The following is a 14215-nucleotide window of genomic DNA, read 5'->3' on the forward strand; positions in this document are numbered from 1 at the left end:
CCAGGCCGCGGGGTCGATGAGGTCGCCGGCGCTAATGGTCGGCCGGGCGGTCGCGGGAGTTGTTGATGCGTAGCGCCTCGGCGAGCTGGTCTTCCAGGATGATGATCCGGCACGCGGCTTCCAGGGCGGTGCCCTGGTCGACCAGCTCGCGGGCCCTGGCCGCCAAGCGCAGCTGGTAGCGGGAGTAGCGGCGGTGGCCGCCGTTGGAGCGTTGCGGCTCGATCAGTTTGGCGGTGCCCAGACTGCGCAGGAAAGCCGCGCTGACGCCCAGGATCTCCGCGGCCCGGCCCATGCTGTAGGCGGGGTAGTCGTCATCGTCGAGTTTGGATTCGGCACTGGCATCCACCGCCGCATTGGAGGGGGACAGGGTGCGGGCCTCGGCTTTGTCGCCGTAAGCGGCGCTTGACGCGAGTGTGGAAGTAGCGGCCGTGGTGCGGGGCTTGAGCTTGCTATCGGGCCCTGTGGCCAACTCTGTGGATGTTCGATCCATGTAACCTCCTGAACGCGGACGAGGGCCCCGGCGCCATGATGCGCCGGGGCCCGCAACTAGGTTGTTCAACACCATCTACCGGCCAAGAGGCCGAATTGCCGTTTCCGCAACAGCCGCCCGCTGAGGGCGGGGATGCGGGGATCGCGTAAGCGTGACCGTAGACCACCTTCCCGTCTGTGGAGCTGCGGTACCCGTGCGGCGAAAACACACCGGCGACGGGCGATCCTGATGGCGTTCAACACTCCCTTCGCTATCTGTGAACCTTCTACAACCCATGTCATGAGACGGCCTTCGACGGCCGCTCTGGCAGCGCGTCCACGTGTGGGGCCCCTTGCGACTTCTTGGCCCTACACGTCCGACCTTCTGCCGGTTACTTCTTACTTTCAACTGCGGTGTTGCTGCGGCAGCGCGTCCACGTGTGGGGCCCCTTGCGACTTCTTGGCCCTGCACGTCCGACCTTCTGCCGATCACTCCTGCTATCCACGCTCGTCCGGGCAGCTCGTCGTGACGCTGGGTATCTCGTGCGCCGCCCTCGTGGATCCGTTCCTTGCGATGGGAGAAACACTAGCCACAACAACCACGAATGTCTACCATGGCGACTATAGATTTTCGATCCCTGGCGCAGCAGCATCTCCGGATGGCCTCTGGCCAGGGGTTCGCGGTCAGGAGGCCGCTTCGATGACGCCGTGGACGGCCCGGGAGACGCGCTCGGCGGCCGTGCCGGGATCGGGCCGTCCGGCGTCCAGCCACGCGATGACCCCTTCGACGGCCACCGCGAACACCAGCCGCGCCGCCCAGTCCGCCCACTTCGGATCGGCGATCCTGGCGGCCAGATGCTGGCGGGCGATCTGGACGGACTCGCGGGTGAAGTCGTCGATGAGGTCGCGGAACTCCGGCTCGCGGGCCGCATAGCGGAACAGCAGCCGGAACCCGTCCGGATCCGCGTCGGCCGCCCGCAGGAGCGCCGGGATCGTCTGGTCGCTGAAGCCCGATTCGCCCACCCGCTCGCCGAGCCGCGAGCCGGCCCGGTCGAGCACCGCCCGATAGAGGTCGGTCTTCGACTCGAAGTGCCGGTAGAGGATCACCCGGCTGACGCCGGCCTCGGCGGCCACGTCGTCGAGACCGGTGGCCGTGTAGCCGCCGACCGCGAAGGCGCGCGTCGCGGCGTCGAGGATCTGCTCCCGGCGCTCTGCCCGGGGCATCCGCCGGACGGTTTCCATGCGCGCTCCTCTTGTTTACTTTCGAGTCTACAAATACCGTTGTTCACATGCCAGTAAACAAGCTTCCCTTCGAGCAGCCCGAGCTCCTCCGGCCGGCGCCGCTGCTGCGCGCGCTGCAGGCGGAGGGCCCGGTGCATCGCGTACAGACGGGCACGGGTGACGACGCCTGGCTGGTGACCGGCTATGAGGAGGTGCGTCGCCTGCTCGACGACGACCGGCTCGGCCGCTCGCACCCCGATCCCGAGAACGCCGCGCGCATCGGCGAGTCGGCACTGTTCGGCGGCCCGATGGGCGACTTCGACACCGAGCGCGAGGACCACATCAGGATGCGGGCGGTGTTCCAGCCGCACTTCTCGCCGAAGCGCATGCGGGCCTTCCGTCCGCGCGTGGAAGAGCTGACCGACCAGCTGCTCGACGAGCTGGAGCGGCAGGGCTCGCCGGCCGATCTCCACCAGGCGCTGGCGCTGCCGCTGCCGATCCTGGTCATCTGCGAGCTGCTCGGCGTGCCGTACGAGGATCGCGACCAGTTCCGCGCCTGGACGGAGGCGGCGGGCAACACCGCCGACCACGCCCGCTCGATGCAGGGCCTGATCGACCTGTACGAGTACGGCAAGAGCCTCGTCGAGCGCAAGCGGCACACACCGGGCGACGACGTCATCTCTCGGATGATCGCGCTGCCCGACACGGACGACGACGAGATCGCGCGGCGGGCCATGAACCTGCTGTTCGCCGGGCACGAGACCACGGTCGTGCAGATCGGCATGGGCGCGCTGTACCTGCTGGCGAACTCCGAGCAGTGGGATGCTCTGCGGGCCGAGCCCGAGCTGCTCACCGGGGCGATCGAGGAGATCCTCCGGGCGCCCATGGTGAACGGCGCCGGCGGCATCCCCCGATACGCCCGTGTCGATCTGGAGATCGGCGAGGTCACGGTCCGGGCGGGCGAGCTGGTCCTGTTGCACATCGGCATGGCCAACCACGACGAGAAGATGTTCGCGGATCCGGAGCGGTTCGACGTCACCCGGGAGGCGATGGGTCACGTCTCGTTCGGCTATGGCGCCCGCTACTGCATCGGGGCGCCGCTCGCCCGGCTCGAGCTGCAGGCGGTGTTCGCCCGGCTCATCCCGCGTTTTCCGGGGATGCGGCTGGCGGTGCCGGTGGAGGAGCTGCGGGTGCGCGCCGACTCGCTGACGTCGGGCCTGGTGTCCCTGCCGGTGAAGTGGTGACGTCGGGCCCGTGACCCGGGGCCGCCCGGTCACCCGCGAAAGGTGCGGTCAGCCCTCACCGTTGGCGAGCCGGGTGACGGTGTCGGCGACGCGCCGCTGCCTGGTCTCGGCCTTCTTGGCGCCCTCGACCTGGAGGACGTAGCGGAGCCTGCGGGAGTACGACAGCCCTTCGAAGAAGCGCTTGGCCTCGGGAGCCTCGTCCAGCGCCGCGGCCAGGTCGGCCGGCACGGCCACCTCCCGGGGTGCGGTGTCGAGCTCCAGCGTGACCTCCACCTCGTCGCCCGCGGCCACACCCGCGCCCTGCCGGTGCTCGGCGCTGAGCGGCAGCATGTACCGGCCGCCCATGGGGCTGACCGTGCTGCGGTAGCCGTAGCCATTGATCGTGACGCTGACGGCGGGCCGCCTGCTCCCGCCGAGACCCTCGACGACCTCGGCGGGGACCTCGATGCCCGTGGCGGTCTTGCCGCCCAGCTGGACGACGGCGCGGAATCTCATCGGAAGAACCCTTCCAGGACCGGCGCCAGGGCCGGGGCCTTGACGATGTGGGTCTGGCCGTCGAGCGTGCGGTGCTCGGCGTTGGGCAGCACCTCGGCCCAGGCCCGCATGGCGTTGCGCATCCACAGCGGGCTCTTGCTGCCGCAGATCACCAGGGTCGGGATCTTGACCGAGGCCCAGGGAGCGGCGGGCAGCGGCTTGCCGTGCTCGTAGTCGGCCACGAACGCGACGTCATAGGGCAGCGTGTGGACGATGGCCTTGATACCGGACCAGGCGGGCATGAAGCGCATCATGGCGACGACCACGCCGGGCAGGTTGACGCCCTTGCGCATGAAGTAGGAGACTGCCTGGCCCCGGCGCCCGGTGGCCACCATCTCTTCGATCCGCCGCTCGTAGTCGTCCGGGATCGGCGGCCGGGTGTCGTCGACCACGAACGGCGCCTCGTAGACGGCCACCTTCGACACCGGCAGACCGCTCTCGACGGCCGCCATGGCCAGCGCCGCGCCGGACGAGATGCCGTACAGGAAGGCAGTGCCGCCCGCCTCCTCCACCAGCGCGGCCAGGTCCTCGATCTCGCGCTCGGGGGAGAACGGCGCGGTGTCGCCGCTGGCGCCGCGCCCTCGGCGGTCGTAGGTGTAGACGGTGAAGCTTCGAGCCAGCTCCTTGGCCAGCGCCGGGTTCGGACCGGCCGCGCGGTGGCACATCGCGCCGTCGACGAGGATGACCGCCGGACCCTGGCCGATGCGGTCGTAGGCGATCTGGGTGCCGTCTTTCGAAGTGACCTTGTCCATGTCCGTCTCCTTGTCAGGTGGTTGCAGCCTCCCACCGACAATTATTTTTGTCAAGGATCCACCTGGGCGTACCTCCGCGTGGAACCAGGGGCGCGCACGCCGGCGACCCTCAGTGATCGGTACGGCCGGCTCGTTCGTAAGGTGGCAGCATGAGCATCGCCGATGATCCGGACCGCGCACCCGCCCGCTCTCACCTGTACGCCATGGGACTGTCGGAGGAGGAGATGCGCCGCCCCATGATCGGCATCGCCTCCACCTGGACCGGCACGATGCCCTGCAACCTCACCCAACGCGAGCTGGCCGCCCACGTCGCCACGGGGGTGCGCAGGGCGGGTGGCACGCCGATGGAGTTCAACACGATCGCCGTCTCCGACAACCTGACCATGGGCACCCCCGGCATGCGTGCCTCGCTGGTGAGCCGCGAGATCATCGCCGACTCGATCGAGCTGATGGGCCGGGCGCACGGGTTCGACGCGCTGGTGTGCATCGTGGGGTGCGACAAGACCGTACCGGCGGGCGTCATGGCGCTGGCCCGCCTGGACGTACCCGCCGTCGTCCTCTACAGCGGCAGCATGATGCCGGGCCGCTGGCGCGACCGGGACGTCACCATCCAGGACATGTGGGAGGCGCTCGGCGAGCGTGCGGTCGGCCGGCTCGACCAGGCCGAGGTGGACGACCTGGCCAAGTACGCGTGTCCGGGCCCCGGCACCTGCGCCGCCCAGTACACCGCCAACACCATGGCCTCCGTCGTCGACTTCCTCGGCCTGGCCCCGTTCGGCATCGGTGACATCCCGGCCGTCGCCGAGACGAAGAACGCCGCGGCCGAGCGCGTCGGCGAGATCGTCATGGACGCGCTGGCCCGTGACGCCAGGCCCTCGCGCATCCTCACCGAGGACGCCCTGCACAACGCCATCGTCTCGGTGGCGGCCATGGGCGGCTCGACGAACGCAGTGCTGCACCTGCTCGCCATCGCCCGCGAGGCCGGGCTGCCGCTGCGCGTCGACGAGATCGGCGCCATCTGCCGCCAGGTCCCCATCATCACCAGGCTCATGCCCAGCGGCCCGCATACCGCCGCCGACCTGTGGCGCGCCGGCGGCACCGCGCTGGTCGCCAAGCGGCTGCTGGAAGCGGGCCTGCTGCGCTCGGACGCCGCCCTGGTCGACGGCCGTACGTACGCCGACGTCGCCGCGTCGGCGGCGGAGACGCCGGGGCAGCAGGTGGTCACGACCGTCGAGAACCCCGCCAAGGCGCGCGGGGCGCTGGCCGTCCTGCGCGGCTCGCTCGCCCCTGACGGGTGCGTGCTCAAGCTCAGCGGCAAGGCGGATTTCCGGCGGGAGGGCCCGGCCAGGGTGTTCGACGGCGAGGAGGCCTGTTTCGCGGCGATCCAGGAGGGGCGCATCCTGCCGGGTGACGTGATCGTCGTCCGCTACGAGGGCCCGGCCGGGGGACCTGGCATGCGGGAGATGCTGTCGATCACGGGTGCGCTCGTGGGTCAGGGGCTGGGGGATTCAGTGGCGCTGGTCACCGACGGGCGGTTCAGCGGGGTATCGCATGGCATGGTCATCGGGCATGTCGCGCCCGAGGCGTACGTGGGCGGGCCGCTCGCGCTGGTGCGCGACGGTGATGTGGTCGTCATCGACAGCGCGGCGGGGACTCTGGACCTGAGCGTGCCCGAGGAGGAGTTGGGACGACGGCGGGAGGCCTGGGTGCGGCCGGAGCGGCCGGTCGAGCGGGGGGTGCTGGCCAAGTACGCGGCGACCGTCAGGTCCGCCTCGGACGGCGCGGTGACTGTTTGAGAGGCGTGGCGGCCGAACGGCTCGACGTCTTCCGGCAGATTCTATGACGACGTTGTAATCGCTAAATCGTGACAAGCGCATGCGGCATGCTGGAAACTGGATAGGTGTTGACCTTCATTGCCATTGCGGGTCTCATGTTTGCCGCAGGCAGCTTTGTGTACGACGCATTATCCTACCACCGCAAAGATCGAAAAGGCCCGACGACCACGGAGACACAATCCCCTGGCTTCGCCGCGCCCCCTTACTCCACAGAGCAACCGCTGCGCGATCACGCACAGCCGCCGGCGCAAGGCATCCTATGGCCCAAATCTGCGTATCCGTCGCAGCCGTCACCGAGGCCCCGATCGCTCAGGTCCGTTAAGCGACAGCCGCAGTGGGTGTTTGTCGGCTCCTGGGTCCTGGCCGGGTTGATCGTAGTCGGAGAGTTGGTGGGCCTCGTAAATCGGGGTCACAATCTCGGCTGGATCGGCCTCTCGGCCGCCGGCGCCGGACTTGCCGCCGCCGTCCCCTTGGTCATTCGTCTCGGCAAGACTTTTGACGACGACTACATCGGTCCGGTCATCGGGGTGCTGTTCTGGGCGCTTGTCGTGCTCATCATCGCAAGTTTTTTCTTCCCGGACTCGACATTCCTGGAGATCACCTGGGAGGGCGGTGGGCTTCGACTGTAGAAGAGCCGACGGGCGGTAAATCCTGAAGTTCTTTCACGAAAGTCTACTGGTCTGGCGATATGTCCACCTCGCCCGCCAAAGCCCGCAGCGGGCATAAGCGGGCCTACCACGGCAAGAAGCGCGAACACTAAGAGCGAGCTTGGTTCAGGCGGAGGCCGGGTAGCCGGCGGCGAAGGCCCGCTTCAGGTAGTCCCACGCGGGGGAGCTCAGGATGCCCTTCGTGGCCGCCTCCGCTCCCTTCGCGTCGATCTTGGCGTAGAGAGCCGACAGAGCGCTCCGGTCGCCGCCCACCAGCCCGGCCATCGCCTCGGTCCAGCGCCGTGCCAGCTCCTGGACGGCCGGATCGGCCGGGTCGGTGCCGCGTCCGGCGTAGCCGTCGGCCTCCGCGGCCAGGTCCGTGAGCCCACGCAGCCGATGCGCGAACCCCTCCTCTCCGAACTCTCGATGCCGGGCCTCGAATCGGGCGAGCTGTTCGGGCGTGAAGTGCCTGGCCTGCATCATTGCCTCCATTGCCTCGATGAGCTGGTCGATCGACGGCTCCCGGGCCGCCCGCAGCGCCTCGGTGACGCCGACCAACTGGCGGCGCAGGGCGTGCTGGGCGGCGAGCCGACGTTCGACCAGCCCGAGCTGGTGCTGAATCGTCGCTTGCAGATCGGCGCCGTCCAGCGAGTCGGCGATCTCGGCGAGCGGCAGCCGCAGCTCCCGCAGCGCCAGGATCTGGTAGAGCCGGCGAACGTCGTCGCCGGTGTAGACGCGATGCCCCGCGGCCGACCGCTCGGCCGGGCACAACAGGCCGATCTGGTGAAAGTAGCGCAGAGTGCGTACGGTCACCCCCGTGGCAGCCGCGAGGTCGCCGATCTTCCAGCGTCGTGCGTTCACATCGACGACGGTAGGCGCTGACGTCGCGTCAGGCGCAACACGCCCAGGCTCAGCGGACCTTACGGAAGAACGCCCGCACGTCGTCGACCAGCAGGTCAGGAGCCTCCATCGCGGCGAAGTGACCGCCCCGGTCGTACTCCGACCAGTGGATCACGTTGTGCTCGCGCTCGGCGATCCGCCGGATCCCGCCGTCGCCGGGGAAGACCGCGACCCCGTGCGGGACCTCCGAGCGCTCGACCGGCGTTCCCCACTGTGCCGAGCCCTCCTTGTAGAGCCGGGCGGACGAGGCGGCGGTGCGGGTCAGCCAGTAGATCGTCACGTCGGTGAGCATCTGGTCGAGGTCGACCGCGTCCTCGGGCAGGTCGTGCGCGGGGTCGGTCCACTCCTTGAACTTCTCCACGATCCAGGCCAGCTGGGCGGCGGGGGAGTCGTGCAGGCCGAAGGCGACGGTCTGCGGCCGGGTGGCCTGGATGATCGCGTAGCCGGAGCGGTCGTTGTCGGCGTACTGCTGCATGCGGGCCAGCTCGGCCTCGGTCAGACCCTCCATCTCGGCCGGGTCGAAGCTCGGGAAGCCGAGCGCGCCGTTGACGTGCACGCCGGCCACCCGGTCGGGGGCCACGCGGCCGAGCTCGGGGGAGATGACCGAGCCGCTGTCGCCGCCCTGGGCGCCGTAGCGCTCGTAGCCGAGGCGGCTCATCAGCTCGGCCCACGCCCGGGCCACCCGGCTCAGGTCCCAGCCGGCCTCGCGGGTGGGGCCGGAGAAACCGAAGCCGGGGATGGACGGAGCGACGACGTGGAAGGCGTCGGCGGGGTCGCCGCCGTGGCTGCGAGGGTCGGTGAGCGGACCGATGATCTTCATGAACTCGACGATCGAGCCGGGCCAGCCATGGGTGAGCACCAGCGGCAGCGCGTCCGGCTCGGGGGACCGCACATGCAGGAAGTGGATGTTCTGGCCGTCGATCTCGGTGGTGAACTGGGGGTACTCGTTGAGCGCCGCCTCGTGCTTGCGCCAGTCGTACCCGCTGCGCCAGTACTCGGCCAGCCGCTGTACGTACGAGACCGGGATGCCGTACGACCAGCCCACGCCGGGCAGCTCGTCGGGCCAGAGGGTGCGCGCCAGCCGGTCGTGCAGGTCATCGAGCGCGGACTGCGGGATGTCAATGCGGAACGGACTGATCTCCGTGGTGAACGTCATGGAGAACACGCTAGAAGCGAGTTAGGACAGAGCCGGTCCTAGGAATGCGGCAATCTGGAAGGCATGTTGGAGACCTCGGCCCGGTTGCTCAGACTGCTCTCGCTCCTGCAGACCCATCGGGAGCGGTCGGGCGTGGAGCTGGCGGAGCGGCTCGGCGTGACCGTACGGACCGTCCGCCGGGACATCGGGCGGCTGCGCGAGCTCGGTTATCCCGTGAACGCCATCGCGGGCGCGCCCGGTTACCGGCTCGGCGCGGGTACGGACCTGCCGCCGTTGCTGCTGGACGACGAGGAGGCGGTGGCGGTCGCGGTGGGGCTGCGTACGGCGGCCGGGGGCTCGGTGTCGGGGATCGAGGAGACCTCCGTACGGGCGCTGGCCAAGCTGGAGCGGGTGCTGCCGTCCCGGCTCCGGCATCAGGTCAACGCGCTGCAGTCGATGACCGTGCCGATGGGGCGGGCGGGTTCGGTGGTGGACCCGGCGTCCCTGACCGCGATCGCCGCCGCCTGCCGCGACCGCGAGACCCTGCGGTTCGACTACCGGACGCACGGCGGGGAGGAGAGCGTCCGCGCCGCCGAGCCCTACCGGCTCGTCCATTCGGGCCGGCACTGGTACCTGCTGGGCTGGGACACCGACCGGGCCGACTGGCGTACCTATCGGATCGACCGCCTGAGCCTGCGTACGCCGAACGGGCCGCGGTTCGTCCCCCGCGACCCGCCCGACTCCGACCTGGCGGCCTACATGTCCCGGTCGATCTCCAGCTCGCCGTATCGATATCAGGGCCGCTTCAAGATGTACGCGCCGGCCGAGGTCGTCGCCGAGCACATGCCGGCCACGACGGGGACGATCGAGCCGATCGACGAGCGGTCCTGCATGCTGTCCAGCGGTGCGAACAACCTTGACGAACTCGCCGTCTGGGTCGCGTTGATGGACATCGACTTCGAGGTGCACGCGCCGCCCGAACTCGTCGACCGCATCCGTACCCTCTCCACCCGCCTCGCCACCGCGTCTGTCAGACCAGTGCCTTCCTGAGGAACACGACGCCGTCGATCATGTCGAGCTGGGCCGGGTCCAGCGGGAAATAGGCGAAATCCTGGGAGACGCGCTTGGCGGGCTTCGTGACGGCCTCGGCCAGCCGGCGGGCGTCGATGAGGGAGTGGTCCCACGGGAGCGTGGACAGGACGCCCTCGGCGGTGTCCGCGGGCGGGTCGTCGACGCCGACGGTGCCGAGGGCTGTGGCCAGGAAGGCGTACCGGTCGCCCAGCTTCGTCCCGACGAGCGCTCCCGCGCTCCACCACTCCAGCGTCTGGTCGCCGAACGACATGAAACTTTTGTTCCGCTGCAGGTGAAGGTTGGAAGAGAAGACCAAGGCCGGGCCGTGCTCGGCGATGGCCCGCAGGTTGGCGGCCATCATCGCGGCCCGCAGGGCCGACAGCCGGGTCCACCGTGCCGGGGACGCGTCGGCCATCCAGTAGTGGTAGCGGAGCAGGCCGACGGCGGTGCGCCCGTACAGTGCCGCCAGCTCCCTGTCCTCCGCGCCCAGCCCCGGCGCCTGCGTGTCCAGCAGCGACACCAGGTCGTCGGCGATCAGCCGCAGCCGCTGGGCGTCGGCGGACTGGCCGATCGACAGGGACGGATCCATGGCCGTGGCCTCGTTCGACCACCGGTCGTCCGGGCCGAGCAGCGTGTCAAGGGTCTCCCGGGTTACTACAGCGCCGTTGAGCAGGTCGTACAGGCCGGTGAGCGCCTGGCGCGGGCTCGCCGCCCAATACTCCAGCGGTCCGTCGAAGCCGAAGAACCGGAGCTTTTCGTCATGCTCCTCGTTGTACGTGCGCATCCAGCGGACGAGCTCGCGGTTGGCCGGGGAGGCGCCGAAGTTGTGGCTGAAGCCGCGTTCCATGACGTCGTCGAGCGTGCCCTCGCCTGTCGCGAGGTAGTCGTTCACCACGAGGCCCATGAGGCAGTCGCTCTCGATGGCGAACGACCGGTAGCCCTCGTGCTCGACCAGATGCCGGAAGATCTCGTTGCGTACTTCGCCCAACTCCTGCACGAAGTGCCGGGCCTCGCCCAGGCCGAGCAGCAGGGGCTTGGCGGGCAGCGATTTGAGGAACGCCGAGATGCTCGCGCCGTCGAGCGGACGGGCTATGTCCTTGATATCCATGCCTTGAACGCTATCGTTGAACTTTCTATATAAACTTTGCGCGGCAAACCCCCACTTCCGTTGTGATTAACCTTCAATCGGTGATGCATCCATGAGGCCAGTGGACCTGGCGCGCGAGCACGGCCTGTCCACCCAGGCGATCAGGAACTACGAGGATGCCGGCATCCTGCCCGCCGCCGAACGCACCGTTCACGGCTATCGCACCTATACGCCGCTGCACGCGCAAGCCCTGCGCGCGTTCCTCGCCCTCATGCCCGGCCACGGTCACCAGGCGGCCACGTCGATCATGCAGGCGGTCAACCGGGGTGCCACCGAGGACGCGCTGCGGCTCATCGACGAGAGCCACGGCCAGCTCCTCGACGACCGGCGCACCCTCCAGGCCGTCGAAGCCGCGCTCCGCGATCTGGCGCCGATGCCGCAGGAGCGCGGCGACACGTTCATCGGCCCGCTGGCGCGCAGGCTCGGCATTCGCCCTGCCACCCTGCGCAAGTGGGAGAACGCCGGGCTGGTCCAGCCGCGCCGCGATCCGCAGACCGGCTACCGGATCTACAGCGCGGCCGACGTACGGGATGTCCGGCTGGCCCACCAGCTCAGACGGGGCGGCTACCTGCTGGAGCAGATCGCCCCGCTGATCGCCCAGGTCCGCTCCGCCGGAGGCGTCGCCCCGCTGGAGTCGACCCTGCGCGACTGGCAGGCCCGCCTGTCCGCCCGGGGCCGCGCCATGCTCAAGGGCGCCGCCGAGCTGGACGCGTACCTCCGCGCCCGCTGAGGCCTTCATGGACTGTTGGCGAGCACACAGGCGACGGGCGGATCGAGCTCGAGGGTCTCGACCCGGAGCTGGACGAAGCCGGCCTGGGTGAGCAGGTCCTGGAGCTCTTGGGCGGCTCGGACCGTGGTGTCCCGGGTGGCACCGGGGCAGCGGGGCTGGCTGACGAGCGCGATGCGTCCTGCCGGGCGGAGCAGGCGGCGCAGCTCGCGAAGCCGCTCGACCGGGTCGGGCCAGAACCCCACGGAGTTGACGGCGAGGATGGCATCGAGCGGATCGCCGAAGCTCGGCAACCGCTCCACGGAGGCCTGCGTGAGGTGCACGCGGCGGGCGCGGACGGCGGCGGCGTTGCGACGGGTGGCCTGCCGGACCATGGCCTGCGAGTGATCGACGCCGAAGACCTGGCCCTGGGTGGCGCGGCCGGCGAACTCGGCGATGGCGATGCCGGGACCGAAGCCGATCTCGAGCACCCGGTCGGTGGGCCGCACGTCGAGCAACGACACGGCCCAGATGTTGCGCTTCCGGTTGGAGGGGCGGAGAGCGAACATCCAGCCGTTCGCCCACCCGACGATGCCTCGGGGGCGATGGGCCTGGCCCACCAGGTATCTGATCACGCGTTGCTTGAGAGATGTACCTGCTGCTGTCTGCATGATCGCAGTCAACGGCTTCAAGTACGCTTGAAGTCAACATGGACTCTTGAGGCCAACATGGACGAGCGGTTGACGATCGGCGAGCTGGCGAGCCGCACCGGCGTCGCCACCTCAGCGCTGCGCTACTGGGAAGAGCTCGGCCTGCTACCGGCACCGGCCCGGGTCTCAGGCCAACGGCGTTATCCGCCATCGGCGGTCGAGCTGGTCGGTGTGGTGTTGTTGCTGCGAGGTGTCGGTTTCACGCTGCGGGAGGTCAGGGCGTTCATCGGGTCTCGTTCGCCGGCGAGCGACGGTTGGCGGGAGCTGTACGAACGCAAGCTCGCCGAGCTGGACCAACGGATCGCTCAGGCTCAGGTGGCACGCACCGCCATCGCCCATGGCCTGGCCTGCCCGCACAAGGACATCTTGGAGTGCGCCAACTTCGTCAGCGGGGTCACGGCGCTCCTGGCGGGGTGTTCTGTCGAAGAGGCTCATTCGCAGATTCATTCGCGCTGACCTAGCCGGTTGTTTCGCAAATGCTCCGCCATCGTCTCGCTGACCGGGATGTTCGTAGGGAGCTGCGGAGTCTCGAAGTAGCGGGCCTTGTGCTTGCGCAGGAGGGCTTCTCCATGCTCCTCCCAGGAGAATCCCCGCTTCTTGAGCAACTTCTGGAAGACCACGCCGGCTTTCTCGGGGTCACGTTCGGCGAGAATTCTGATGGCCGCGGGGGAGACGCTGTCATCGCGCAAGTAGCTGGTCACGGTCTCGCGGTAACGTCGGCGGGCGAGCAGAGCCGGGTTGTCGAACGCATCCTGAAGCAGCCCGAAGTCAAAGTAGAAGCTGAGTCCCGTGTCGGGGTCGAAGTGGATGGCCACGGTCTCGGCGTAGTCCATCTCTTCGGGGAAATCGAAGTCGGCCTTTGCCTTCTCTGTGCCGCCTGCCTTTTCTGCGACGGCGTTCCAGAATGCGTTCACCCGCTCGGCCAGCACGTCGACGGGGACGACGATGAGTTCGTCACCGTACAGCTCGATGAAGAGCTCTCGTTGGTCGGCGAGCATGCGCCGGGCGGCGGCAAGCTTCTCCGGGTTGCGGAAAACCAGCTCGGGGCTACGCAGCGACAGCTCCGCGGCCTGGGTGAGCAGGGCGCTCCGTTCACTCGCGGGGAAGGCCGCGAGATTGCCACTGATCAGCCAGTCGTCTCCGAGGGGAACCACCCGGCCGATCAAGAACATGCCTTTCTTCAGCGGTCGAAAGGCGGCCTTGCCCAGGTTGGACCGGGCGCGATAGGTCAGCTCGTCCACCAGATTGAAAGATCCGCTTCTCGAAGGTCTTGCCGTGGCTCAGAGCGGCGGTTTCGCGGCCCAGCGCGAGCGCCCGGCGGCGAAGGATCGACCGGGAACCATTGAGCACGCACGTCCTGACATAAGCGATCGTCGTGACGTCCGGCCGCCACCTGCCATGAAGCCGGGCGAACACGTCCTGCACCACGTCTTCGGCCGTCTCTTGGTCACCGACAAGCAGCGCCGCGAGCCGCACAAGACCGAGCCGATGCTGGCGATAGAAGGCGATCAGCTCAGCATCAGGGGATGCGGCTGGGGGAGCGGACACCTTCGCTGTGGGCTCCCCCAGCCGCAAAATTTCGCTGTCCATGGTCTATGAACGCGCACCCCTGCCGATCCGCTGCTTCTGCACGGTCGGAAAGATTTCGTTCGCTTCCGCCGGGGTTCGGACTGGTTCTCCATGGGCCGGCAATCTCGCCCGATCACTTGTCTCGTTCTGCTTCGTGAGCCGCCGGTGAAGCGTCACACTGTGTGTGCGGCCATCGCCTCCCTTCGGTCCAGGTCATGTTCTCGAAGGACAACGCGATGGCCGTCTCCATTTCCGGCTTCGCCGACAACCTACACA

General features: G+C 68.8%; 15 protein-coding genes and 1 pseudogene. 6 read left to right on the forward strand and 10 right to left on the reverse strand.

Translation table 11 applies throughout. The features are described from left to right. Window positions 1-31 precede the first annotated feature (31 nt). Together LDL49_RS43810 and LDL49_RS43815 are read right to left on the reverse strand one after the other, a co-directional pair. Window positions 32-292: a helix-turn-helix domain-containing protein gene (locus tag LDL49_RS43810; protein ID WP_225300875.1), complete on the reverse strand. Its 261-nt coding sequence runs from the start codon at window positions 290-292 to the stop codon at window positions 32-34. A gap of 860 nt (window positions 293-1152) precedes the next feature. Then, the gene (locus tag LDL49_RS43815; protein ID WP_225300842.1) at window positions 1153-1710 is read right to left on the reverse strand and encodes a TetR/AcrR family transcriptional regulator; all 558 of its coding nucleotides are present in this window, start codon (window positions 1708-1710) and stop codon (window positions 1153-1155) included. A 47-nt stretch (window positions 1711-1757) separates the two neighbouring features. On the opposite strand from LDL49_RS43815, the gene LDL49_RS43820 reads away from it, so the two are divergent. Beyond that, window positions 1758-2933, forward strand: a complete 1176-nt coding sequence (locus LDL49_RS43820) for a cytochrome P450 (protein ID WP_225300843.1) — start codon at window positions 1758-1760, stop codon at window positions 2931-2933. Between the two features lie 48 nt (window positions 2934-2981). Here the strand turns inward: LDL49_RS43820 and LDL49_RS43825 are convergent, their stop codons facing one another. Then, a complete protein-coding gene (locus LDL49_RS43825; protein ID WP_225300844.1) occupies window positions 2982-3428 on the reverse strand; it encodes a YdeI/OmpD-associated family protein in 447 nt (148 codons plus the stop codon). Beyond that, window positions 3425-4219: an alpha/beta fold hydrolase gene (locus tag LDL49_RS43830; protein ID WP_225300845.1), complete on the reverse strand. Its 795-nt coding sequence runs from the start codon at window positions 4217-4219 to the stop codon at window positions 3425-3427. The genes LDL49_RS43825 and LDL49_RS43830 overlap by 4 nt, the downstream gene beginning before the upstream one ends. 149 nt (window positions 4220-4368) lie before the next feature. On the opposite strand from LDL49_RS43830, the gene ilvD reads away from it, so the two are divergent. Together ilvD and LDL49_RS43840 are read left to right on the forward strand one after the other, a co-directional pair. Beyond that, window positions 4369-6015: a dihydroxy-acid dehydratase gene (gene ilvD / locus LDL49_RS43835; protein ID WP_225300846.1), complete on the forward strand. Its 1647-nt coding sequence runs from the start codon at window positions 4369-4371 to the stop codon at window positions 6013-6015. A 104-nt stretch (window positions 6016-6119) separates the two neighbouring features. After that, window positions 6120-6683 (forward strand): hypothetical protein, encoded by a 564-nt coding sequence (locus LDL49_RS43840; protein ID WP_225300847.1) that lies wholly within the window; start codon window positions 6120-6122, stop codon window positions 6681-6683. A gap of 144 nt (window positions 6684-6827) precedes the next feature. Here LDL49_RS43840 and LDL49_RS43845 read toward each other — a convergent pair whose 3' ends face one another. Together LDL49_RS43845 and LDL49_RS43850 are read right to left on the reverse strand one after the other, a co-directional pair. Further along, window positions 6828-7562, reverse strand: coding sequence for a MerR family transcriptional regulator (locus LDL49_RS43845; RefSeq protein ID WP_225300848.1), 735 nt, complete (start codon window positions 7560-7562; stop codon window positions 6828-6830). Between the two features lie 49 nt (window positions 7563-7611). Continuing rightward, on the reverse strand, window positions 7612-8757 hold the full coding sequence (locus LDL49_RS43850; protein ID WP_225300849.1) for an epoxide hydrolase family protein: 1146 nt from the start codon (window positions 8755-8757) through the stop codon (window positions 7612-7614). Between the two features lie 63 nt (window positions 8758-8820). Here LDL49_RS43850 and LDL49_RS43855 point away from each other — a divergent pair, with 63 nt between their 5' ends. Continuing rightward, complete coding sequence (locus LDL49_RS43855) at window positions 8821-9786, forward strand: helix-turn-helix transcriptional regulator (RefSeq protein ID WP_225300850.1); 966 nt, start codon at window positions 8821-8823, stop codon at window positions 9784-9786. Here LDL49_RS43855 and LDL49_RS43860 read toward each other — a convergent pair. Then, window positions 9767-10915, reverse strand: coding sequence for an erythromycin esterase family protein (locus LDL49_RS43860; RefSeq protein WP_225300851.1), 1149 nt, complete (start codon window positions 10913-10915; stop codon window positions 9767-9769). The two genes, LDL49_RS43855 and LDL49_RS43860, sit on opposite strands and share 20 nt — an antisense overlap. A 91-nt stretch (window positions 10916-11006) precedes the next feature. On the opposite strand from LDL49_RS43860, the gene LDL49_RS43865 reads away from it, so the two are divergent. Beyond that, window positions 11007-11684: a TioE family transcriptional regulator gene (locus LDL49_RS43865; RefSeq protein ID WP_225300852.1), complete on the forward strand. Its 678-nt coding sequence runs from the start codon at window positions 11007-11009 to the stop codon at window positions 11682-11684. A 5-nt stretch (window positions 11685-11689) separates the two neighbouring features. Here LDL49_RS43865 and LDL49_RS43870 read toward each other — a convergent pair whose 3' ends face one another. After that, a complete protein-coding gene (locus tag LDL49_RS43870; RefSeq protein ID WP_225300853.1) occupies window positions 11690-12295 on the reverse strand; it encodes a class I SAM-dependent methyltransferase in 606 nt (201 codons plus the stop codon). A 105-nt stretch (window positions 12296-12400) separates the two neighbouring features. Here LDL49_RS43870 and LDL49_RS43875 point away from each other — a divergent pair, with 105 nt between their 5' ends. Then, entirely contained in the window at window positions 12401-12826 is a 426-nt protein-coding gene (locus LDL49_RS43875) for a MerR family transcriptional regulator (protein ID WP_225300854.1), read from the forward strand. On the opposite strand, the gene LDL49_RS43880 is transcribed toward LDL49_RS43875, so the two are convergent. Beyond that, the gene (locus LDL49_RS43880; RefSeq protein ID WP_225300855.1) at window positions 12814-13611 is read right to left on the reverse strand and encodes a hypothetical protein; all 798 of its coding nucleotides are present in this window, start codon (window positions 13609-13611) and stop codon (window positions 12814-12816) included. The two genes, LDL49_RS43875 and LDL49_RS43880, sit on opposite strands and share 13 nt — an antisense overlap. Window positions 13612-13693: 82 nt before the next feature. After that, window positions 13694-13960, reverse strand: a pseudogene (locus tag LDL49_RS43885) (sigma factor); the annotation flags it as partial. Between the last annotated feature and the right edge of the window lie 255 nt (window positions 13961-14215).

Source organism: Nonomuraea aurantiaca (assembly GCF_020215705.1).
GTDB classification, from domain to species: domain Bacteria; phylum Actinomycetota; class Actinomycetes; order Streptosporangiales; family Streptosporangiaceae; genus Nonomuraea; species Nonomuraea aurantiaca.

What these genes read in the sequence shown, in the direction of transcription:
- LDL49_RS43865 (WP_225300852.1), top strand. Translation starts at nt 11,007, where the DNA reads ATGAGGCCAGTGGACCTGGCGCGCGAGCACGGCCTGTCCACCCAGGCG.
- LDL49_RS43825 (WP_225300844.1), bottom strand. Translation starts at nt 3,428, where the DNA reads ATGAGATTCCGCGCCGTCGTCCAGCTGGGCGGCAAGACCGCCACGGGC.
- LDL49_RS43855 (WP_225300850.1), top strand. Translation starts at nt 8,821, where the DNA reads ATGTTGGAGACCTCGGCCCGGTTGCTCAGACTGCTCTCGCTCCTGCAG.
- LDL49_RS43860 (WP_225300851.1), bottom strand. Translation starts at nt 10,915, where the DNA reads ATGGATATCAAGGACATAGCCCGTCCGCTCGACGGCGCGAGCATCTCG.
- ilvD (WP_225300846.1), top strand. Translation starts at nt 4,369, where the DNA reads ATGAGCATCGCCGATGATCCGGACCGCGCACCCGCCCGCTCTCACCTG.
- LDL49_RS43810 (WP_225300875.1), bottom strand. Translation starts at nt 292, where the DNA reads ATGGGCCGGGCCGCGGAGATCCTGGGCGTCAGCGCGGCTTTCCTGCGC.
- LDL49_RS43830 (WP_225300845.1), bottom strand. Translation starts at nt 4,219, where the DNA reads ATGGACAAGGTCACTTCGAAAGACGGCACCCAGATCGCCTACGACCGC.
- LDL49_RS43815 (WP_225300842.1), bottom strand. Translation starts at nt 1,710, where the DNA reads ATGGAAACCGTCCGGCGGATGCCCCGGGCAGAGCGCCGGGAGCAGATC.
- LDL49_RS43850 (WP_225300849.1), bottom strand. Translation starts at nt 8,757, where the DNA reads ATGACGTTCACCACGGAGATCAGTCCGTTCCGCATTGACATCCCGCAG.
- LDL49_RS43820 (WP_225300843.1), top strand. Translation starts at nt 1,758, where the DNA reads ATGCCAGTAAACAAGCTTCCCTTCGAGCAGCCCGAGCTCCTCCGGCCG.